This window comes from Colwellia sp. PAMC 20917 (assembly GCF_001767295.1).
Lineage (GTDB): Bacteria > Pseudomonadota > Gammaproteobacteria > Enterobacterales > Alteromonadaceae > Colwellia_A.
Genome location: NZ_CP014944.1, coordinates 166595 through 191029 on the forward strand (window position 1 = coordinate 166595; position 24435 = coordinate 191029).

The window sequence follows — 24435 nt, forward strand, 5'->3', positions numbered from 1 at the left end:
GTAACTAACAGGGTCTAACATAATGGATCAAAATAAACACAGTATAGCGAATTTCGCAGCCTTGAAAACTGCCATAGTAAATAGTGAAGAGGAGTTGCTAAAAGAATTATTATCAAAAATACCAATGCAAGAACTTGAAATGCGATTACTTGCGCCACAAAGTCTGTTTGAAAAAATTGTTTAGCGCTATAAACCCTTTCTTATAATTTCTAACTTTCAAAAAGAAAAAAACCGCTAATCTTTCGATTAGCGGTTTTTCATTGTTTGGTGGTGAGAGTGGATTTGAACTCTACTCGAAGGTTTAGTGCTATAAACCCTTATTTAAAATTTATAACTATCAAAAAGCAAAAAACCGCTAATCTTTCGATTAGCGGTTTTTCTTTGTTTGGCGGTGAGATAGAGATTTGAACTCTAGTATTCACTTCAAAAACAAAAGTAAGCCATTGATTAACAAAATTTAATTATCTAAAAAATCAAAATCAGATTTGTTAATTGGTTATATCAATTGACTATAGCTAAAAAGTAAAAATATGCCAAGTAAATATTTATGTGAATAACTAGAATTAGATAATGTTCACTTTATTTCTCTCGACATACCTTCTTACCCTTTCTATATATTCGAACGAATCACTAAATTAAATACCTCGAGTAACCTTAGTGGTGATGCCTGATAAATCATGACTATTACAGAACATAATAACTTATATCTATTGGTGGATAATTACATCAATTTTGCCACCCAATTACATAAGAACTGCTAGTCATTATCATCCCACACTGCCATCGAATAACATTTACAATGACCACTGAATAACATTAGGTTTGCAACTAAGAGGTTAAGATAATTTGTGCACTAAACGCAAGCTTCAAGTGACTAAATTAATACTTCGGCTACTAGCCAAGGCTGTGTGAAAACTCTCAGCTTACAATTTTATACAACACTATGTAAATTCAAAGGTAGTTTGACACCAAACTTACTACAGATTTAAATCTACAGAGCCCTTTTTCGTTGATATTTCCAACTTACGCAAGTTCAAAATTGTTTTCACACAGCCTGAGCCAATAGCTGACCTTAGGTTTATACCTGTATTTGAAACTTGTGCACCTAAAATAAAGCCTGTTAAAACAAGTAGGATTACACTTTATAATTTTTTTAATTTGAATTGAGAACGAATATAAATTAGTGGATATGCAAGAACAAGACAGCAAACAAAAATAATATGTATTAAAAGTAAGCCACCTACAATTGATGTACCAGAACTTTTTTGCATATCAATAAACATCAAGATAACTACTGAAACTAAACTTGCATAAAAGCTAGCTAATAAATGATGCTTCTATTAAACCTCTGTAGCAATATAGACACAATGACCCCCCACAAGGTGCTAGCCTCTAAATGTGGGTTAGTTTTACAAACCAGAGCCATAATATATGTGTCAACATTATCAAACAGAGGCTAGCATGATAAAACATAACATACTTTTCATTGGCTTAGATACCCATAAAACATTTACTGAAGTCGCTTATATTGAAGACCAACGTGGCGCTAAATCAACTCATCTAGGTAAAATACTCAGTAATAAAGCCGCCTTTAAAAAACTTGCACGACAATTACAATCAAAATATCCAGATGCCACACTTCATTTTGTTTACGAAGCAGGTCCTTGTGGCTATTGGATTTACCGCTTTCTCACCAGCCTTAATCATTGTTGCTATGTCATCGCACCTTCTCTTATCCCTAAAAAACCAGGAGATAAAATCAAAACCGATAAACGTGATGCGCTCAAACTTGCAAAGCTGCTCAAGTCTGAAGACTTAACATCTATCTATGTCCCTGAGCCCGAAGATGAAGCCGTACGGGACTTATCTCGGGCACGAGAAACAGGCATGAAAGACTTAAAGGATGCTAAATATCAACTTAAAGCATTGTTATTACGTAACAACATTAACAGCAAAATAAAAGATAACTGGTCATTACAACATTTGCGTTGGCTCGCTGAATTAGTATTACCTCATCCTTGTCAGCAAATTGTTTTGCAAGAAGCGGTTTTAACCATTAATGAACGACTAAAACGCTTAAAAAGGCTGGATAATGAATTAACACATCAAGTGAAAAACTGGCGGTTTTATCCTGTAGTTAAAGCGATACAGGCGCTCCGTGGTGTGAGGTTATTAGTCGCCACAGGAGTGATTGCCGAACTAGGTGACTTATCACGGTTCGACCATCCTAGAAAATTAATGAGTTACCTTGGTCTTGTACCAAGCGAACATTCAAGTGGCGATAAACGCCATTTAGGTGCTATTACCAAATGCGGTAACAGCCGTGCAAGACGACTACTGGTCGAAGGTGCACATTCGTATAAACACAACGCCAATATTTCAAAAGAAATGCAATTAAGACAAGAAGGCTTAAGCAAAGAAATTATTGATATGGCTTGGCAAGCTCAACTGAGGTTGTGCCGCCGCTATCAACGACTCATGCATAAAGGCAAACATCGTAATGTGGTCGTTACGGCCATCGCCAGAGAAATGATCGCTTATATTTGGGCTATTTCTCGCGAGGTAGTGCTACCAAAAATTGATGTGAAGCTAAGAATATCGAGAGTACCTGCATGAATAAAAGTTTTGAGTTAGCGCATGGGATCAAGCATCGGGTGTGGCACAATCACCGACGGCGTTAGGACGGCAATAGCCTAACGGCTATTGAACCGCGAACATAGACTGAAGACAGGTGCCACGACGAAATGAGTAAGGTAGGCGCTGCTAGCAAACAAGTTAGTAATCCACGAATATCAGCATGATAACCGACGAAATTACTTGCTTCATTCTATGCGTTAACTCACTTAATACTAAAAGTGAATACAATGGTTCTGAAATTAATGAACAAGGATCAGTGTATTTAACTTGACGTGGGGAGTCATACCAACGCCACGTTAAGCGGCAAAAATTTGTTGGCTAAAATTGTGAACGGAGTGAAACAGCCAACTGTTTAGCGTACGTTTGAGTAACTTATTATGTGTGTTTATCGAACAAATTTACAACAGCACCACTTTCCAGTACAACTAATATCCGATCAAAATTATCTTTTTCAGTTATGTTAGCGATAGCATTTTGATACATTAATATCTGTTCATTATCATCTGAATTAAACTTATTTGCATAAAAATCATAGAGTGCAAGCCAGATCGTTGGCTTAACAGCACTACATTTTTTACTTTTCACACAAATACTGTTTCTTACAATACTTTGAAATCCAACATCTAATGGTTCTATCATGCTATTTAAAAAATCTTTAATATCATTACTTTGTCTCACAGGAACAGTTGAAAAAGACATAGGGAAATGTTGACCACCTTTTGAAGTATTTAGTTTTTTAAATGTTATTTTTACACTACCTTCAAGAAATATGTATTCATCATTTGAAAACCCTTGAGCTAGAATTTTTTTATCAAAAAAAAGGATAAACTTCTTCCGAATTTTTCCAACTTTTGTACCTGAGTGGCGAACGCTAATATAATAACTAACATTTTTAGGTACTTCACTCTGCTTTTGAGCAATTATTTGCTTAATAAATGTTCCATAGCTATGTGCAAAATTGGTTCTTCTGTTTAAAGAGTTTTCATCAATTTTTGTAATTTCTATCGGATAACTATTCTGGTCAATCTGTAAGATTATATCTGGTGGATCTTGTGATGGCTCACTATAAGTTACAGTTTTGTACCCTTTATTTAAATAATGGGTTACTAGTGCATCTGAGACAACGATTTCATCTTTTTTCATTTGCACAGATTCCAGCGAACCAAAATTAATACCAGCGGCTCATTAAGCATAAATTAATGGTCGGCTATAATCGCGAAGCGATGGCCAACTGTTAATTTTCCGTTGAAATGACTTAGATGAATGTATAAATACCAGCGGCAATACCAACGACGCCGGCAATTAATGTGAATATCCAATTATTTGAGATAAACTCACCAAGTGCTTTTAAAGAGCCGCCATTTAACTCCCACCAAGTAGATTTAGTTATTAAGCTGCCATCAAGCGTACGCCCTAAAAAGTTACAGAAAACATCTACTTTACGTAATGTAGATTGATGAAGCTTTACAAAATCTTTATTTTCAAAAGCTGCGGCTTCACCTGGACCGTCAAGTAAGTCTTTAGCTGTTATGAAGTTCATTTCCATTAATTTAACAATACGAGGATGGGGGGCATAACCATTGGTATAAAGAGCTACTAAGACCCTTGAAAGATCAACTTTTTTTGAATCATCCAAAATATATGGTTCACCACCGAGAATCTTAAACCTATGTTCAAGAGCTGGAAATCCGTAATTAATGTCACGCATATTCCAATGAATCCAGTAATGCGAAGAATGGTGCTTCATGTAGTCATAAAATTCTTGAAGCATTTCTTTCTCAAGCATATCGTAATTCTGCTGTATTTCAGCAAATTCAACATGCTTTAACTCAGCAATTTTATGTATAGAAAATGATGTTGTTTGTCCGCTCTCATAATTCCTAACAGCAATCTACGTAACTCTTGGTGTTTGCCCTTCGGGTCGATCATAAAAACTTTCACATGAGTAGTGAATAACTAGAACATGCTCTTCTTTTGAAGATAACTCATTAATTTTTTTACGCGCTTTATTTCGTCTTTCTAGTTTTTTTATTTCAGATGCCACTTACCTACCCTTGTATTCATCTAACAGTTTATCATGGAGACTTCTCAGTAATGTCCGTCCCATAAATTTTATTTAATTAGCATTAATATCACATAATTTCAAAGAATTAGAAACCATAAATTAATAATTTGGTTAAACCTTGGATATTACTGAGGAGTCTCAGTAATATCCAGATCTAAAAACAATGTTAATTCTTATATTTTCATGAAATTAACGTACTTAATTCACTGGTTGAGGTGAGTTACTAATACTTCTCAGTAACATGACTGAAATAATGCATTAGAAAATATATGGCTAAATGTTTTAGGCTACCGTTAGTAATGCGCACGGAGGAGTCTTTACTCTTAAATTTATTAGCGTATCAAAGTGATCATTTTTTTGACCTAGGCCTTATGTTGGTTTAAAGAGTTTATGGTGGCAAACTAAAATGTAATTGGCTGGCAAGGCTAAATGCAATTTGGTGGTACTGGTAGTATATATTTTCCAATTAGCATTTATTCAAAAATAACTGCTAACAAATCATGGCTAACTTTATTATTTTAAGCTATAAATATTTCAACTTTATTAGTGTATTACAAGTAATGTGATGATATTAACTACGACTTTTCCCCTCTCTATTTAAAAGAAGTTCAGGAAAAGCAGAGCTTGCAATACCAATTAATAAATACTCTAGAAATGTTAGTCTTGTTTCGCCAAATTCCTGTATGCTTTTTTTTCCAGGCTTTGCACCAAAAATATACTGGTTTATTAAGTTGGGGGGAAAGCTAGGGTATTCTTGGAATAAAGTACCAGCCCAGTCTAAATATTTTAATTTAGACTCTTTTAGTGGGTGTCCCGGAACAACAACAGCACTTAAATCACCAATATGGTATTGGTAATTATCTCCCCAACGTGCAAAATTACTTTTGTTGGTATTAATGTATTTGATATTTGCTGAGATGTTATTTTTTCTTCCTTGAGATTCTGTTTTTCCTATATAAAGTGGCTTTACATTCCCTTCTTCTATATAAAACATCAAGTAAATTAACCCGTCATATATGGACTTACCATTTAGTTTATCTGCAATTAGTAACTCTACTTGTTTGATTACTAATTTGATGTGTAGCGACTTCTAGTGAAGGGGTTGTTTTAAATAATGGAACACCATGTTTTACTACATTATTTTGTGAACAAAAATCATCCCATATCTTTTGATGCTTCATTATCGCTTTTCGATTAATATATATTAAAGGTTAACGTAACCAAGCTAGTTCAAAATGGCTAGTAAATTGTTTTAAAAATATAAAAGGATTTTCATGAATCAAACGGGTATCTATGAGCAACTAATAACGCAGTTAGTTGAACAAAACTTAGATCGTGAATCGTTTTATGTTGGTGAAAGATCATTGGAAGCTGCCGAAGCGGCAACATGGTTATCCCGTTTCTTAACCCGTATCATCGAAATTGCTATGGACTCTGTGCCAGGCGGTGACAATCGAATTAGCGATCAAATAAGCCTAGCAAATACCATAGTGCAATGGCTCAGTAGACATATTAAAGATGAAGAATTAATTAGTGATAACCTCTTAGATAGCCAAGGTAAAATTCTTACTGCGTTATTTGATAAATCAAACCCTATTGCTGCTGATTTGCCCAAACATGTTGAAGCTATAATGCCAATAACAGGGCTAACGCAAAGTGAATTGTTTTGTGGCAGTAATGTTGGTATTTCACTAGAAACTGAAATTAAAAGAGAGATCCAATCATCAGATAAAATCTATTGGCTAGTCTCATTCATAAAGTGGGCTGGCATTCGAATATTTAAAAATGAATTAGAGTCTTTTACCCGGAGTGGTAAGCAATTAAAAATAATAACTACATCATACATGGGCGCTACTGATGCTAAAGCAGTTGAATTTTTAGCATCACTACCTAATACCGAAGTTAAACTTAGCTACAATACTAACCGTGAAAGACTTCACGCTAAATCCTATTTATTTATGCGTAATACAGGTTTTCATACGGGTTATATTGGTTCATCGAACTTATCACATTCAGCACTAACTAGTGGCTTAGAGTGGAACCTAAAGATCACCTCTCAAGAAATACCCCATATTATTGAAAAATCCCTAAGCACGTTTGAAACCTATTGGGAATCACCTGATTTTGAACACTTTGACGGCGAAGTAGAAAGCAGGGAAAAACTAAGCAATGCACTACAAGAAGCAAAAGGCAGTTTTAACACATCAACGCCTAGCTTCTATTTTGATATCAAACCTCATTCCCATCAACAAACCATACTAGAAAAATTACAAGTTGAGCGAGACCTACATAACCGGTATCGTAATTTGGTCGTTGCGGCAACGGGAACAGGCAAAACCATAATTTCAGCTTTTGACTTTTCTCGTTTCTATAATAAAAACCCCGAAGCAAAGTTTTTGTTTATAGCCCATAGGGAAGAAATACTTAAACAGGCACTGGGTGCCTATCGTGGTGTATTAAAAAATAGTTCTTTTGGGGAATTGTGGGTAGGTAATAACAAACCAAGTAAGTATCAGCACCTATTCGCCTCTATTCAAAGCTTAAATAATCAAATTGATACATTAACCCTAAGTGAAGATTACTTTGATTATATTGTCATTGACGAAGTTCACCATATTTCTGCGAGTAGCTATCGCGCCGTATTAAAGCACTTTAGCCCTAAAATACTATTGGGATTAACTGCAACCCCTGAGCGACATGATGGTACAGATATACTAAGTGATTTCTGCAACGTTATTGCTGCGGAGATACGGTTACCAGAAGCGATAAACCAACGACACCTTTCCCCATTTCAATACTTTGCAATCGATGACGATACCGATTTAACTAAAATATCATGGTCTAAAGGCCGATATGATATTGCCGAGTTAACGCATCTATATACTTATAACGATCAACGTGTTCTTCGAATATTACAAAGCCTTGATGAGATTGTTACTGATATATCTCAAATGCGAGCATTGGCGTTCTGTGTAAGTAAAGACCACGCAAAGTTTATGGCTCAGAAATTCACGCTACACAATATTGCTTGTGATGTATTAACTAGCGATAACAGTAAAGACCGTGAAATTCAGCAGCAACGACTTAAATCAAAGCAAATTAATGTATTGTTTGTTGTCGATATATTTAATGAAGGTGTCGATATTCCAGAGTTAGACACCTTGCTGTTTTTACGACCCACTGAAAGCTTAACTATATTTCTTCAGCAACTTGGTCGAGGGCTAAGATTAACAAACGATAAAGAGTGCTGCACAGTATTAGACTTCGTAGGTAACTCACGCCCAGAGTATGACTTTTCACATAAATTTAGAGCATTAGTAGGTAAAACAAACCAGGCAATCGCGAAAGAAGTTAAGCAAGGGTTCCCTCACCTACCTTTAGGTTGTCGAATAGAGTTACAAGAAAAAACTCAAGCAATGATATTAAAGAATATTAGCCAAGCAACACTTAACAAAAATAAGTTAATTAGCTTAGTTATAAACTTTCCTCATGCTACTCACTTACCATTAACGTTGACTAACTTTTTACACATCTACCCAAATATCACACTAGAAGATATTTATAAGGTCAAATTTGGCCAGTTTGGAGGATGGTCAGTATTACTTGCTGCAAGTAAGGAGAAAGAAATCAAACCTGTTAATAAGGAGCTTTATGCTGCTTATTACCGTGCAATCAATAATAGGTTAATGAACTGTTCTTCAATTTCTTATCTACGTTTTATTAATACGCTTTGTGAGAACAATTTCTCAATTTACCCAGATAGTGTTGGAGTCGAGAAGAGAAAATCACAGCAGATTTTTGCTTTAATGTGCCATTATGATTTTTGGGACAAAACAGGTAATAATGCTGGATTTAGTGATTTAACCCAAAGCATAGCGTCTCTTAGGGATACAAAATTAGAAAGCGAGTTAAACGAAGTTATTTCTAACCTTATTGAACGACTAGAGGTTAGTGAGTTTACTATGCCAACCGTTAATAATTCTGTTGTGGATGAATCCCCACTAAAAATGCATGTTAGATACCCCAAAGAGCATATTTTAGTTGCCTTTGGTGATAGTACTTTTACAAAGAAATCATCGAGTCGTGAAGGTGTATTGAATATACCTGACGCTAACACAGAGTTGTTATTTGTAACTTTGAATAAATGTGAAAAGCAGTTTTCAGCAACCACTATGTATCATGACTATGCGATTAGCCCTACGCTGTTCCACTGGCAAACTCAAAATAGCGCTCGACCAAATTCTGGCCGAGGTTTGGGTTACATCAAACAAAAAGAAAATAAGAAAACATTCCTTTTATTTGTGCGTGAACAAGCCAAAGATGAAAACGGCAGAACGATGGGGTTTGTGAACTTTGGGCCCGTAGATTTTGTGAAATATGAAGGCAGCCAGCCAATGAATATAACTTGGAAGTTAAAACACCCCATGCCAGCATATTTGTGGCATGAGACGGCTAAGTTGGCCGTTGGTTAAGTAAGACTAAAGCAGCCATAAATTATATTTTCAATTGATAGCTGCCCCATACTTTATGCTTTACTTCTTCCGTTTAGCATTTACTTTTAATTGCTTACCCCCTAGAAGAGATTCGGTGTAGCTGAATGAGGATATTAGTTCAGCTTTTTCTAATTCATTTACTAGATTGAAATTATATGGTGTATTAGGGATGCTCGTATTTGACCTAGTAGTTACAATGTTATGGTAATCGCTACCAAGCAAGCTCAAAAGTCTGTTTTGATGATCTGGTTCTAAATTTTTAATTTGGTTGGTATAAACAGTAATCCTCTCTTCTGTGGAACTACTAGTCCTCAATAGATGTTCCAGCAGATCAGCACTTATTTTCACTTTAGAAAATTGGGGTTCATTAAAATTAGAAATAACTGCGTCTGATATTACATCAGGTGAATTTTTCAATTCTTCTAGATGTTCAATAATAATAATATTTTTTTGCTTAGCAGTGAGTTTTGATGAGATTAAGAGAATACGTAATTCATCAAAATCAAAGTTAATTTCAGCCTCTTCAAAACTAAAATTTTCAAAGTCTATTTCGGTTAAAAATGTATCAAAGTCTTGCTCTAATAATAAACACGAAAGCTTATAATCAATCTCTTTTAGCTCTTTATAATTAGATTTAGTAACGCTAATATTTCCGTTAAGGACTAGGCTATTTAATTTATCGTTTGCTATATTTTCTAGGCTAATTTCATTAAACAAATTATCAACAAATATCTGAAGCTTTTCAAACGATAGGAGGTTAATATCGTCACTTATCAGCAAATCAATGAATGTACTCTTATCTTCATCACTTAAACTCACCACAGTTTTAAGTAATTCAGAATAAACTGGAGATAAATTTAAAAAGCTAGCAAGTTGGCTCTTTACGAATATTTTTGAGCGCATAAACTTAATTACATTTTCCCAAGATGTATTTATTTTATTACTTTGGAATAGTATGCCCCACAGGCCAGTTCCTTCGGATATTTCAGATAAATTATCAATTTTAAACTTCTTATTAGCAATGATTTTTTGTTTAACTTTATTATCTATCTGAACATTATTAAGAATATTTCGATATTGAACTTTGTTACCTATTCCTATTTCGCCAGACTCGATTAAGTGAGAAACAGTGACAATGTTATTTTCAATAAGGTTAATAAAATCCATATTATCTAATTCATAGACATCAGAAAGGCTAAAGGTATTAGAAAAGGTTTTATTACTTAGGGAGTTAAGTGCTACCAATAAATTTGCTTGGTTAATGTCAAATAACTCTTCTTTGATGAGAAACTTTAAAAAATCAACATTATTAGCGCAGTCATTTATTTGTTGAAACTCAACTTGTAAGTATTTGAATAGATCTTGTATTTGAGTTATTGTATTTTTTTCCGCAGGAATAGCATTGGCAATATTTTCATTTCCATCAATATAGTCTTTAATAGCTTCAATATTATCTTCGATAAGCTCATTGTTAACGACACTTAATAGTAGCCCAACTAAAAGCTCATTTCTTTTTTCTGTTGTTATATTTTTATACGATATAATACTTAACCAAACCGTAGCCCAGTTCTCAATTATTAAAACCCCAAACTCTTTAGTATTAACAAGTTCTTGATTAGCCTCGTAGATAACCTCTATATTATTATCCTGCGGCTTTAAGACATACTCAATGACGTTAATAACTATGCTTTCGAGTCCCTTAGCTAATAAATGGTCAAGCATATTGTAATTAAAAAACGAAGAACTGCGGAACTCATCCTCGGAGAAATACTTAAGAATTTCAGTACAATTTATTAGAGCTTTATTTGGGTCAGTTTTTTCATTACTCTTAACCGCCATAACAAAATCCATATCACTTTTAGCAATATTTCCCTCGTAAAAAACAGATATATAAAGATGGTATTGTTCATCTATATACCCCCTTTCAATCAGGTGAATAAGTAATTTTTCATCATTAATGGCTTTGAATACCCTTAATCGGTCATACTGATTAATTAGCTCTGTAATAGATAAGTGTGGGATTGAAGATAACTGTTGTCTAAATTTTTTAATTTCTGAACTAGTTTTAGCCCTGTAACTTTTACTTTTATTTTCTATATTATTCTTACGGGTTTCATATGAAGGCTTAATACTATTAACTAAGTCTTTAAAGTTTATATTACTGCCATACCTATTGCCGTATATTGCTTGTAAGTTATTCTTTTCTAATAATCCTTTAAATATATCGGGATCAATCAATATATCAATGGGTTGATTATCGATAGAATTTATACCTGATACTTGGGAATTATTAAGTGCTAATAGTAAATATGCAGAATTTAACTCTTTAATGCTCTGTAAGTGCTCCTGTTCTGAATCAATTATCTTTTGTTCAAGTAAATGAACTTTATCTTGAACTGAACTTTTAAAATCGCTTTTCAAACTTTTTAAGTTATTAAAAAACGATGCTAATTTGCCATTGCCAGAATGAAGTTCAGCAAAATCATCACAATAAATATTTTTATAAATAATAAAACTGAATAGCTTTTGCAGTTCAATTTGAAGGAGATTTTTTTGAAGAATAGGTTTATATATTCCGTATTCAGCTACGATATTTTTCAACATTCGCATATCATCAACAAAAACAGCAATATCTCTTAGATAAACATCTTTAAATTCATTTTCAAAGCCAGAATCTTTTAAGAGGCGCTTTAATAAAGGAAATGAGTTTGATTTATTTGTAATGGGAATAATAGGAATTATTGCATCAAAAAACTTTGTTCTACTTGCTCCTTTAAAAACATCGTCTTTCAATGCATATATGAACCGAACGCTTTGCTTAACATCTGCACTATCATTGATTAATTTATTCAGCTCTTTAAGCTGAACAAAAATATCTGACCGTTCGAACCTGTCTAAATCTTCAAAAAAAACGACATCTGATTTTGTTTTGGAAAAATAATATATAATTTCTTCTAAATAAATATTAAATACAGAGTCATTTGAACGCTGTTCAAAAGCAACCTCTCCTTTTAATGGATTAAATTTACTCAAATCAAACTTAGGGAATATTTTGAAGGCATCTTTTATGGATAAAATAAGGATAGAAGTAACATAAATGATCAATACCAATGAAAAGCTGGTAATTATACCATTTTTTATAAACTCAGAAAAAATATGTTTTAATGAGTATTCAGGTATATAAGACATTATTGCGATGGCAATACCCAGTATTACAAAACTAATTGATGAGCTAATAGTATTAAAATAATTAGGGTGGGATTTAATTATTTTTCTAAACCTTGAATTTGGAGCACTCTCGCTGTCGGTTTTATATAAAATCTGTTGAACAATACTTTTTTCAACTTTATTTATACATGTTGTATCTCCTTCACCACCATTTTTAGGCTTATCATCGGTAAATGCACCAAGTGATATACAAGTATATTTATGATACGGATTAAGCCTCATATAAGTATTAATAAATGAGCTTTTCCCCCCAGAATAAGGCGCTGTTATTGCTATTTCTTTTACCACTTCACGATTAATTAATAATTCATTTAATCGATCAATATATTCTTCACAATTTTCAGCATTATCCGTTGGGCAGAGATCTGGAAGTTTAGATGAGTTAAAAACTGGTTTTTCACTATTAAGCTGAATTAATTTCCAACATAGATCTACAAGCGATTTTTTCAAAAAATTTGCTACTGTATTAAGCATTTGTACCCTTCTAATAATTAGATATTTTTAATCGTTCTAACAAAAACCTATGGGACGGCCATTATTTATATTTAATGGCTTCAGACTACTTTCCTATGAGATAACTAAGACATCCAAGTTGTTTATCCATAATTTAAAACATCACCACTCTCTCAACTGCTGCATTTCCTTCAACCGTCCACGTTGCATCACCAGAGCTTCAAACAAATCATCAATCGATGTGTTATCTGAATTTAACCCCGGCAGTGCAATATTCGCCTCAGCAAAAAATCGCTTTTGTTGTACAGGGATAATTTCTATTTCTGTAGAATTCGCAAAATATGGGGTACTTATTGTGTAGCCCATTGGCTGTTCGTTTATTTCAATTTTTTTGGAATTTGAGGTTTTACTTTGTTTGTTCGTTGCCGCTGAGTCATTCAACCAAGCCTCTTGCCACCAATGTTGAATGCGTTCCTTCGATTCAATCAGCTTATGCTTAGTCGGTAATCTATCGCTTTTTTGATTGTTAATCTTGCAATCTGTCGGCAGTAAATTCCAAAGATCATTATTCGGCCAACGAGCAAAAGGTATGCTGTGATCTATTTCGTAATTTTGCTTTAGAGATTTGGCTGACCATACACATTGCATTAGCTCACTGTTAGGCTGTTGCTTTTTAAGTTGCTCAAAGCGGTTACGAACTTCGGTTGTCGTACGTTTAAGCTCTAACCAGTGTAATGCTTGGTATAGGCTAAATTGTTTTTCCGGAGCAGCGTGTTCAGCATTACCCGAATAACTTGCCATTGTTTTTACCCACTCAGAAACTAATACAGGTTCTATCCAGCAAGCATATCGATTGAAAGCCATCCAAGTTGATTCTGGTAATGAAAACTCCCCCCATTGTTCGAGGGTTTGTAAATCAAGAAAAATACTATCCTTAGCTCTAACTGTTTTCTTATTAACTTCAAAAACAGTTTTTTTACTATCCGCATAAGTGATTTTCTGTGCAGGCATATCTGAAATATTGTTTACGGCATGTGATATTGTTCGATACAAAGCCTTTGCGTCATCACCAGTAAATAAATTACCAATGCGATAATCTGAAGCTGTACGGTGTGTTAACTTATGCCAACCATTTGGTTTCATGAAACCCATGTTTGGGTCATCACCCGGTCTCTGAAATATATTATGTTTATCAATTAAATCTTTGTATTGATGACACCAATAAAGCGCAACTAGTCCTACAGGTAAAATAACACGATCACCGAATGGTGAAGACTCTCGTCGTAATACAGCACCAGGGTGACCGTCAGCAATACGCAGTAAAACTCTTAGTAAGGCAAGTTTGTGAGTAGCTGATTTACCATCATTAATTGCTACGTGGCGAATAAATGGGAATGCACCCGTTCCATCATCCGGCATCTGTAATACAACCGTTTGCCAAGACACATGGTTACGACCAAGTTTGTCTTCTTCTTGTGCCGTTTCTAATTTAGTGAATAGCCCTACATCTGTTGCTAATTGCTTTAATTCACCTGCACAAACATGATGCATTTTTCGTTTCTTACATTCTTGCTCTGTTTGTCCGTGGCGTAGAGAAATAACTAACTTGCCACCAGGTTTGAGTAGATTAGCCAATTTACGAATTGAACGTGTGCGGTCACTTGGTGGAATATGCATCCACACCGCGCTGAGTAAAATTAGATCGAAGCTGATTTCTTGTTGAGTAACGTTACTTAATGCTGGTAATGAATCCTCCAGCCATTTTATATTTAAACCTTGAGTAGTTTTTTGCCCAATGATGGATAATTCTTTGGCTGGTTCGGCAGCAAGAATTTGAATATTGTTTTTTTCGTTATGGGTATTAGCGGCTAATTCGGCAAGGTGTTTAGCGTCTCTACCTGAGCCAGCACCTAAATCCAGAATACGAGCATTTGGGTTTTCTATAATAGAGGGAAGGAATTGAGACCAGCTTTGGTGTACCTCATCAAATGATTTTGAAAGGTATTGCTGTGCTAATTCTGTAGCATTGTCGTTATAAAACTGAGGGGCCAATTACATCATCCTAAATATACTTATTTTCACTAATCACTCTTCCCTGTCGATTAGGTAACATTGCCAAATCAAATAGCTTTTGTCAAAGTAAAAACGACTTAAACTTATTTAATATCAACAAATTAAATTACGGGTTTATTGTTTATGAATTCTGTATACGCTGATTGTAATCTGTTTAAAAAGGTCATTGCAGCAGAACTAAATACATAGCGGTCTTTTGCCATTTTAAATATCAAGTTCCGACTAGATAAGTAATCTAATGCTTTATCCCAATTGTCCAACCTCAGTGCTTTTAATGAACTTATCAATAAGTCATCTTGCTTCAAGGCGTCTATATCTGATTCTTTAATACCAAACATTGGGTCAGATAACTGAGCCAAATCACCAACTTTGGCGTAATAACGGCTAATAAAGAGTAAAACGGCCTGAATTTTCATAGCATTTTCATCCGATTCGTCGTTGTTACTTTCACGAATTTCTTGAGTGGAGTAGAAATCACCATCCTCATCAAACTTCAACTCGTAACCCATGTGTTTAAAGAATAAAGTAAAGTGCTTAATTTTATTAAAAACTAAAGTAAATAGGTCGTCATCAACAAAGCAGCCATGAACATCGTCGTATCGTTGTTTGTTTAATACTTTTCCTTGAGAAAATAATCGGTATATTTCGGCACTTTTTAAATAAGATACTTCTTCAAAACTGTTTATTATTGTATTTTCCATTAGAAAACCTCCTGTAAAATAACCACCCGGTAAGCGTAATATTCATTGTTGTGTTGTATATATGATTTTTTATTAGTCTTTATGAGTTGTTTACCATCTAAAATTGTTTTTCTGAAATGAACAACAGCATTTATCAAGTCTACAAAATGGTACTTAGGTAATAAATCTTTAAGTCGGTAATGTAATGTCGCAATTAAGTCTTTAGATTCACGTAATGATAAATTTTCAATTAGTTGATAAATTTTTCTTGCTCGCTCTAATCTATCTTTTGATGTAAATGAAATTAATGCTTCGCCATCAGCGCCAATAACATCATCAGTTACCATCAGTTGATCTTCTATTCTGTATGTTAAGTCCGTAAAAATGTTGTGAAAGTAAGACTCATTATTTTCGATCTTTAAACCCTTTGGGCGAGGAATTCGCTTAACGTTGTTCAGAAAGGGAGTTTCTTTAGCAAATGAGCTATCTATTTTTGTTCGATTAACCCTTCCATCCAGAGTTTCTTCATACTTCTGCTTGAATCGTTCAAAATGCCATTCCATGGCATTAAATTGGGTGAGGCTTTTTTGTGTTTTTCTAATAAACCCATTTATTTGATTAGAGACATCTTTAAGTGGGTTTATGATATTGCTAAAGCTCAAGCTATAACGAAAAATCTGATCTGAGAGTTCATGCTTACTATGTGAATCAAAAAGTACTTTGATAGAATTAATAGTAGCCAAAAGGTTGTCACCATCAACAAGCCTCACATCAGGATTAACGAACCTTTGGGTAGGTAATATGTGCCGTTCATATAAACGAGTAACGTCATCAAGAAGTTTTTGTCGGTACTCTACAAAATCAATGCCTTCTTTACTTACATCAATCGATAGCTGCTCAAGATCACTATTAATATTTTGCATTCTAACCAAGTTACGTTTTAATAAGTCGAGTAAGCTACCTAACTTTTGAAGTAACTCTTCTACAAGTTCAGTGTAGTCAGGGTCTAATGCATTAAAGCTACAATTAGTTGCTTGTAATTTAGATTGGATATGCCAAAAAGATGCAAGTTCAGACTTTAGTTTAGAATCGGTTAATTCTTGATATAACGATGTTTCGCATAACCTGAATATAGATAACACAGATTCTTGAAACATTAAGCGATTAACATTTTCAAACTGATCTTGGTCAGCAACGATATGCGAATTGGCTAGGTTTTCAGTAGCAAAGGCAAGTTTGAATCTCTGTTGCTCTTTTTTATCTAGATTCTTAATGTCTTCTAGGACTGTTAATGCCACCACCGCTTCACTGATAAAACGCTCGTTATGGCGATCCATTTCTTTAATAACGTTAAACATAATATTTGGCCTTTCTAACATTATTTTTAACGTGTTAATAGCACTAAACTGTTTCATCAGTACCTTCCAGTAGCTCTATTTGATCTTCGCTCTTATAAGTATCAAACTCACTTTCATTGAAAAAGGCTTGTGGTCCTCCCCAAACGACTCTTGAACGTTCTTTCGTATAAGGTTTCGCTGTTTTAAGCGCATCAACATCATAGTGATGTCCGATCATGTGAACAAGCTCAGCTCCTGAACTGTGTGTGCCAGCGGTAAATAGAAAGAAGCCGCTTTCTCTAATATCGTCAAGTAACCATTCATATTGATCAACATTAATATTAGCCGCCTCATCCATTATTACAGGTAGTTGAACCATACAACTGTCAGCACGCAGTTTAGCCAGTAGCATTCGTACAAGCTTTAGATTAATTAGAGCGGTTGTAGAAGTTGATTGTTGCTTTGTTTGCCAGCCATCATGACCCTCTTTTTTAACTCTATAGCTTACTTCTTTAATGATATCTGACATTACTAATTTATTACGTTCTCCATTTTTGAAAAAAGCATCGCTGAATGCTTGTAACCTAATATAGAACTGCTCAGATAATGTTTGCTCGGTAAATTGGTTATAACTTTTATGTATTTCTTTTATCAGGTTACTAAAACGACTATCAATATGAATAGAAACTTCTATTTCATTTAGATCATTTATTGAAATCCCTTTAAATGATCTATTTAACTGGCTTTCAAACCGATTAATATGCTCAAAGTTTTTACCCAAAATATCGACATAGTTACTTACGCTTTCATTATGCATCTTTGTTTTATTTCGTAAGAGTAGCCTTTGGTCTACTAGCTCATCATAGATTCTTTTTACTTCCATAAAAGTACTATGAATAACGCTTGGTAATGGACTAGGGCTAAAAAGGTCTTGATCAACTTCGACAAATTTATCCGTTGCAAATCTTTTCAAGGTATCAATTATTTTTATTCTTAATTGTTCTACTTCTAATAAATTGTTCTGTAGCTTACGTAAGTGTTCTGCTGTTATTTCTATTGCTTTTCCGATGTACTGTTTTTGCTTTTCTAGCTGCCTTTTAATTTTAGGATAAGCATGTGTTGTTCCCTGAGCCAGGTTATTTATGGTTTGTAGTTCCGTTTGTTCTTTTTCTATGGAAGCTTGTTTTAATTTTTCTGCTTCAATTAACTCAGTTAGTTCAGCCTGCCTATCGGATAGTTTACTAATTAGAGGTTGGATGTTATTAACTACACCTTGCTCGTCAATTTTTTGTTTCGAGTATATTTTTATATCGTGTTTGTTTTCTTGATAGTTAAATATTAATAACTTAACTCTATTGGCATCAGTCAATTGCCTAGTAAGATCTTTCAATTTATTTTCAATCACTAACGGGTTTTCAGTTGCTTGATTTTCTAAAGATTTTCTCTCAGATGACTTAGCTGTAACTTCAGATTGAATATTTTCTATTTCTTTTTGCAAGTTGCGTGTTGAGAATGCATTCGACTTTGGTATTACTGAGCCGAAAAAGGAATAACTATATCCCTTGTCCTCAAATAAACTTTGAAAGTTGATAATTGCATTAAATTCGTGCTCAGATAGCTGTCTTCCTGGATTAGCTAACGTTAATTTCTGGCTAAGTGAGTTTAATAAAGCTAACGAATCTGATGGAAGTTGCTGTTTAATGGCAAATTCTGAGTTTGAAATTTCTAACTCTAATTGTTGTAGGTTTTGCTGATGGCTATTTATTTGATTTTGCAATTTGATAATGCGATTACGCCTAGCGTCAGCATCATTAAGCGCTTTTATTTTTTCACTTGTATCTTTTATATCATCATCTAATATTTCTATTATCTCAGTGATATCAGTATCACCATATAGGTTTATTTCAGCCTTTGCTTTGGTAATATCCTTATTAACAGTATCAATGTCTTTTGTAAGTTTTTTAATATTTCGATTAGCTGAAAATATAATTTGACCTTGTTCAGCAATTTCGCCATTCAGTGGTTTTAATTCCTTTTGAAAATTACTAATTACCGTAGCGCTCTGCCTGGCCTTCTGATTGGCATTATTCAATGTATCATTTAGATATAGATAAAAATTTACGAAATCACTTTCAGATGACGATAGCTTACTGTAGCTGGAAAAGTCATATGTTAGCTGATTGTACTCACTGGTTTTGTTTTCGATATCAGTCAGCTTTTGTTCTTCAAGCTTTAGTTGGTCATGGGTAGACATGAAGGATTGAATATCAAAGCTTAAAGCATCAGTTGTTTCTTTCTTTTCAGACTCAATAAGGTTTGCAACAGCTTTAGCCACGGCTTTACTGGATGTTTTCATATCAAAGAGCATTAATATTAACGCACGTAGTGACTCTACATTTTCCTCTGAAGCATCATTTAGTGGAAACAAGCTATAACGCATCGCAACTTCAGATAAAATATCTCTTGCATACATTAGGTCTTTAAGTTTTTGCGGGTCTTTAACAGTAATACAATACTTGTCTTTGCTCTTTATGTTTGCAAAAACTTCTTGGGTAGATAATTTATCTACTCTAGAGCCAATTTGGTGTAAGTCTCCTTCTTCGACTTGCCAAAATAAGGACCTAATTTCGTTATAAGATAAGGTAGTGAATATTCTTTCGAATGCAAGATTATTACCTCTACTTAATATTTGGCAATGGGTATGCTTTTTACCACCAATAATTTTTTCTACTTCAATAATTAAGTGAGAGTATTTAGTAGGGAAATAGTGACCAAATGATTGGTCTTTATCATACTCATCTCCATTAGAGCTTCTAAAATTAAACTTATCTTTTGCTTTATTAAAATTCACCTCAGGTAATAAAAATAGACGAATACAGTTAAGTAAACTGGATTTACCCACATTGCCTTCACCAAGCAATATAGTATGCTTGTCTAGCTCTATTTCGGAATAACAAAATCCCGCTGAGTCTACTAAAACTAGTTTTTTGAGGACAAAATTAAACTGGTATGCCATATAGTAATTTCCTTATTCAAAAGCCAAAATGACTTCTTGTTCCATAAATGCGGTTTCTGATAACAAAAGTGAATGTAGTGTCATTAACCCTAACTCTTCTGCACTTGTTAATGCTTTTAAATACTGACTTTCTTTTTCTGGTTTTTTAATGAAATATTTTCTCAAATTTCCAGAGGTTGGTTCTAAAAACTTAGCTTTTTCACCCAGCATATTTTTCAATGCTTTAAAGATCTTTAAGCCACCAAGATCATAATCAAAAAAACACAAAGTTGATTCATATTGACTTAGGAACTCTTTATTTAACTTATTGGTCACTTGATTACCGGAACCATAAAGTAAATCAGTGTTTTTCAATGAAAGCTTTAGCCCGAAAATGAGGTTTATCTTTTCAAGCATTATTTCTCTTGCGAAAAACAGTTCAGAGTTCTCAACAATAATCACATGCTGTTTTTGCTTAAACTTACAGTTAATACCATCTATATTAATGACAATTGTGTCTGGATGAATTGAATTCGAATTTTCATGGTATGCCAACAAATAACTAGTAGATGTATTTACTTTATGTGAATCACCTAATTCTGTTGCCTCAACACGGTTATTGGGTTCTATTGTTAGTTGCTTTAGCTGTTCATTAACACGCTTACAAGATATTTCAACTAACGATAAACCGCCTTTTTGGGGCTTTATAGTTACATTGTGTTGCACATCTTCTTGTAAGCTTTCAGGTAAAAAAGTAAGAAATGTTGCAAAATTTATTGCATCACTATTTGCTATCTTAACTAAGTATTTTGCAATTCTTTTATCGTACATCAGCTATACCGTTATAAATTTTCATTAATCATCGAGGCTATTATAACCAGGAGCAATTGCTAAGTTTTCGGCACCATATAATGTTTGTCTGTTCCTTAACCACAACTGAAATTCCCCACCTGATAAAGTAGCATCATTTGTGCAATCAACATTCCATCGTCTTAGCAGATACCCGGCTAATGCGGCTCTAACATTTAATTCAAGTACCCCGTTATCCATCCCATAATCCATCGCTATTGCTGTTGGATGTTTTACATTGTTTGGGTGGGCCACTAAATGCAACGGCATCATTCGCATCCATTGATGATCTTCAAGTTTATCTTCATGCAATTCTATATTTTGTGGCTTTATTGTTACCTTGCTTATCCTTGTGAGAACAAAGTCTCTAAAGGATTTAGATTTACGATCGTACGCACGAACATGCCACCGTAATCCATTATCAATAATAGAATGGGGAACCAATTCTCGTGACGCTGATCCACTGCTTAATGAGGTATAAATAACACTGACTGATTTTTTATTGAGTATCGCTTGGATTAATTTGGCTACTATAAAAATATCAGGAACATTTAATTGACTTGGCGCTTCAACCGGAAAGTTAATATCACCAATAGCATCAAATCCATCGGTAATGTTATTGGCAAGTTTAACTAATGTTTTACGAGCATCAAGCTTGAATAGAGGTTTAAATTTCTTTGCTTGAAAATATTGCTTTGAAGGGTTGTCTAATTCCGCATTATTAGGGGCTAACTCTTTATACAATGAAATGTCACGAGTGGCATTTGCCATACCCATTTCAAATTTAGTTGTTAGGTCACTTCGACTAAAAGAACCTTTAAACATTAACAAAAAATCTATATAAGCTAATCGCTGTTTTTGAGAAAAACTTATATTCGAATCACACTCTATTTGCATTATTGAACACACCAAGTAATCATTTTGATTACCAAATCATAAGTTAATGATTAGGTTTGTCAATATAAATATGTTTAAGCATAAGAATATTACTAGAATCAAAAGTAGCTTATCAAAATGATTAGTTAAGAAACATTTGTATTCATCGCTATTCTTCTATCATTAATCGTATACATCTTCTATTTAGAACATGGAATAATTAAGCAGCGTTATCAAAAGGTTTATCTAACTTTGAGATTAAGTCACTTAATTGCTTATCCCGTACATTAGATAGCTTTGAAACCTCGTTAATAAGGAGTTTATTTTCAGTTCTTAATTCAGCTTTTTCTGTTTTTAGCTCTGAAATTTCTGTCAGTGCATCCTTAACTCTTTGCTGTACCTCTGCTAAAGAAAGGGTAAGGTTTTCTACTTCTTTGTCCTTAGAGTCCAACTGAACTGCCAAGGTTGCAACTTCAAGATTAAACTCACCTGCTAACTTTATTTGTCCTTTCGTTTCATCTTGAGACAATTTCAATGCTTGTTTACATTGTGCATACTCTAACGATATAGCAGTTAACTTACCTTCTAGATCATCAATAGTTAATGAGGCATCATGCACCTCGGCTTCTGCGTCGTGTTCTCGCTCATTGGCCAGATCAACTGCGGTTGCAACCCGCTGCTCTGCTGTTTTAACAGCCGCATTATTCAACTCTGTTGCAAGTGCTTTAAGCTTGGTCGTTGTTTCATTAACTACTGCGTTTAACGTTTCTTCAAGCTCCACAGGGAGAGTCAAAGGAGCATAATCTGCATTATTGGATTGTGAACTTAAGTAAGCTTGCCATACTTTAAGCAGCCTTTTGGGATCTCCGCTATTACCGACCATGCTACGTAGTCCAAACCCCGTTGCTCTCCTCCCTTCTTCTATTAATTTTTTACCGGCCTCAATTATTTTTTCGTCAGATACTTCTGGTCTTCTGCCTATTACTGGTTGTGCTATATCCATATTTACCTCTATTAAGTTTGTTAAGAAAGAAAGAAAGAAAGAAAGAAAGAAAGAAAGAAACTTTCTATCTGTTTAAATTTATTTAATCGTCGGGTTATCAAAATTACCAGAAACAGTCAGTCCATTTATAAGCGACTCTTCATTTATTGCCCTTGCGGCAGCACCACAAACGTTATTAAGAAGTGAAGGTTCTAGTGAAGCGAACTCTTTTAATATTTGCTCAATGAATTCTTGTGCTTTGGTATCTAACCCACGAGCACGTAACGCTGATACGGAGTATATTTTCCGGCAAATATCAGCAATAGCATTACCGCCCTTCAAATCAAGTATTTTCATTTGTTCGGTTAACTCAATTAAACGCCCTTCTTGATGTTTTAGGTCTTCATAAGATATTTGTGCTTGTGTTGCATAATGCTCAAGTAGAAATTTTGCTTCTTGAATTTGTGTCACATTTAAATGAAGCGCCGCTTGTTGCTGCTCTAAGTTATTATCCAGCGCTTTTAGCTCACTATGTTCAGCGCTTATTTTTTGTTGTAACTCATCTAATCGTTTTTTTGCTAATTCATTTGAACGGGAGTTCAGATTAAATTTTCTTAAGGCCTTAGGGAGCTTAGCTTCTCTATTCATTTGCTTACGTCGCTCAGATTTTTTCTCCGTCGCATCGGCGAATGTAGCCTGTAACCCAATTGGGTTTAATAATTTCTTATTAACATGCTCATAGAACATTCTTTGAAAATACTCACCAAAAATTTTTGTTTGTTTTAGATTAAGTTTTCCATTATTTGGCAATCTATCAGTCAACTCACCTTTATTAATGATGAATTGATTCACAACAGATATTTGTGTTTTATGTAAATCATATTGGTTGGTAACATTATTCTTACCACTCAAAAAATAGTGAGAATGTGCGCCAACGTCTTCATTAAGCTCACGCTCATCATGATGACAGACAATGCATTTAATATCGTAATCACCAAAATTCTTTGTTAGAAAATCTTTGACAACATCAATGTATTTTTCTTTTGAAATAACATCAGTGGTTATGCCCCATTTCAACGGGAACCTAAACAGTCCTTCTTGAACATAAAGACTGTTTTCATGCATAACCTTATTTACCAGTTTATTATGAGCTTCTACATACGTTTGTAGCATTTTTTCACGCTGACGTTTTCGTGTAGATTCGAGTTTGCTAAACTTATCTAACTTCGAATAAGAGATGTGCTTATCATCTGAATACGACATTATTAGACGCATAAACTCTGCTGCCTGAATATTTCCTTTTCGACTTTCAGACTCAATAGCCTTTTTAATCTTAAGCTTATATTTTCTACGGTTTTCTTGGTGTTTCTTCTTATTATGAACTGGTAATGGAGGAGCAACCTCAAACAATAATGATTGCTTATCATCCACCGTAAAGTCAGTTAATTTATGATAATCACCATTTAAATAAATAATATTTTCATCAGCTAATTCCTCTCGCCATTGCAAGCCTCTCCCCTCGGGTTGAGAAAAACGCAGTGTATGAGCCAGTGATGATTCGCATTTTTTCCGCTGTGTTGGCGTAGAATTAGAATTAAATCTACGGTGAAACATCGTTATGGCTTTCATTCAACACCTCGCTTTGTGGTGTTGGTAAAATACGGAGTCCAGAGAGCTCTCTGGCCCCAAGCTTGCGTTCTCATCTTTTGCGGAGCAAAAGTGTGACGTAAGCGCAGCGGGTTGCTATAACCGCACAGTTTCCTTGTG

General features: G+C 34.3%; 16 protein-coding genes. 3 read left to right on the plus strand and 13 right to left on the minus strand.

All coding sequences use genetic code 11. The features are described 5' to 3' along the window. Positions 1–22 precede the first annotated feature (22 nt). Both A3Q34_RS20635 and A3Q34_RS00775 read left to right on the plus strand, forming a co-directional pair. Complete coding sequence (locus A3Q34_RS20635) at positions 23–184, plus strand: hypothetical protein (protein WP_197517631.1); 162 nt, start codon at positions 23–25, stop codon at positions 182–184. A 1277-nt stretch (positions 185–1461) separates the two neighbouring features. Continuing rightward, on the plus strand, positions 1462–2616 hold the full coding sequence (locus A3Q34_RS00775) for an IS110 family transposase (RefSeq protein WP_070373630.1): 1155 nt from the start codon (positions 1462–1464) through the stop codon (positions 2614–2616). Between the two features lie 396 nt (positions 2617–3012). Here the strand turns inward: A3Q34_RS00775 and A3Q34_RS00780 are convergent, their stop codons facing one another. The 4 genes from A3Q34_RS00780 to A3Q34_RS00790 all read right to left on the minus strand — a co-directional run bounded on the left by A3Q34_RS00780 (position 3013) and on the right by A3Q34_RS00790 (position 5696). Next, positions 3013–3780, minus strand: a complete 768-nt coding sequence (locus A3Q34_RS00780; RefSeq protein ID WP_070373631.1) for a hypothetical protein — start codon at positions 3778–3780, stop codon at positions 3013–3015. 112 nt (positions 3781–3892) lie between these two features. Next, positions 3893–4423, minus strand: a complete 531-nt coding sequence (locus A3Q34_RS00785) for a hypothetical protein (RefSeq protein WP_197517632.1) — start codon at positions 4421–4423, stop codon at positions 3893–3895. 105 nt (positions 4424–4528) lie between these two features. Next, positions 4529–4681 (minus strand): hypothetical protein, encoded by a 153-nt coding sequence (locus tag A3Q34_RS20640; protein WP_197517633.1) that lies wholly within the window; start codon positions 4679–4681, stop codon positions 4529–4531. A gap of 592 nt (positions 4682–5273) precedes the next feature. After that, positions 5274–5696 (minus strand): hypothetical protein, encoded by a 423-nt coding sequence (locus A3Q34_RS00790; RefSeq protein ID WP_070373632.1) that lies wholly within the window; start codon positions 5694–5696, stop codon positions 5274–5276. Positions 5697–5976: 280 nt separating this feature from the next. On the opposite strand from A3Q34_RS00790, the gene A3Q34_RS00795 reads away from it, so the two are divergent. Next, positions 5977–9174 carry a DUF3427 domain-containing protein gene (locus A3Q34_RS00795; protein ID WP_070373633.1) on the plus strand — a complete coding sequence of 1066 codons (3198 nt, stop codon included), beginning with the start codon at positions 5977–5979 and terminating at the stop codon, positions 9172–9174. Positions 9175–9234: 60 nt separating this feature from the next. On the opposite strand, the gene A3Q34_RS00800 is transcribed toward A3Q34_RS00795, so the two are convergent. The 9 genes from A3Q34_RS00800 to A3Q34_RS00840 form a co-directional block, all read right to left on the minus strand. Further along, on the minus strand, positions 9235–12897 hold the full coding sequence (locus tag A3Q34_RS00800) for a YobI family P-loop NTPase (RefSeq protein WP_070373634.1): 3663 nt from the start codon (positions 12895–12897) through the stop codon (positions 9235–9237). Positions 12898–13038: 141 nt separating this feature from the next. After that, a complete protein-coding gene (locus tag A3Q34_RS00805) occupies positions 13039–14928 on the minus strand; it encodes a class I SAM-dependent methyltransferase (RefSeq protein WP_070373635.1) in 1890 nt (629 codons plus the stop codon). A 122-nt stretch (positions 14929–15050) separates the two neighbouring features. Further along, on the minus strand, positions 15051–15650 hold the full coding sequence (locus A3Q34_RS00810) for a condensin complex protein MksE (RefSeq protein ID WP_070373636.1): 600 nt from the start codon (positions 15648–15650) through the stop codon (positions 15051–15053). Beyond that, the gene (locus tag A3Q34_RS00815) at positions 15650–16987 is read right to left on the minus strand and encodes a hypothetical protein (protein ID WP_157470707.1); all 1338 of its coding nucleotides are present in this window, start codon (positions 16985–16987) and stop codon (positions 15650–15652) included. The genes A3Q34_RS00810 and A3Q34_RS00815 overlap by 1 nt, the downstream gene beginning before the upstream one ends. Positions 16988–17030: 43 nt before the next feature. Continuing rightward, positions 17031–19982, minus strand: a complete 2952-nt coding sequence (locus tag A3Q34_RS00820) for an AAA family ATPase (protein ID WP_070373638.1) — start codon at positions 19980–19982, stop codon at positions 17031–17033. A 12-nt stretch (positions 19983–19994) separates the two neighbouring features. After that, entirely contained in the window at positions 19995–20792 is a 798-nt protein-coding gene (locus A3Q34_RS00825; RefSeq protein ID WP_070373639.1) for a hypothetical protein, read from the minus strand. A 24-nt stretch (positions 20793–20816) separates the two neighbouring features. Beyond that, positions 20817–21635, minus strand: coding sequence for a WYL domain-containing protein (locus A3Q34_RS00830; protein WP_331710939.1), 819 nt, complete (start codon positions 21633–21635; stop codon positions 20817–20819). Between the two features lie 271 nt (positions 21636–21906). Continuing rightward, entirely contained in the window at positions 21907–22689 is a 783-nt protein-coding gene (locus tag A3Q34_RS00835; RefSeq protein WP_070373641.1) for a DNA-binding protein, read from the minus strand. Positions 22690–22767: 78 nt separating this feature from the next. Then, positions 22768–24297 (minus strand): hypothetical protein, encoded by a 1530-nt coding sequence (locus A3Q34_RS00840; RefSeq protein ID WP_070373642.1) that lies wholly within the window; start codon positions 24295–24297, stop codon positions 22768–22770. Between the last annotated feature and the right edge of the window lie 138 nt (positions 24298–24435).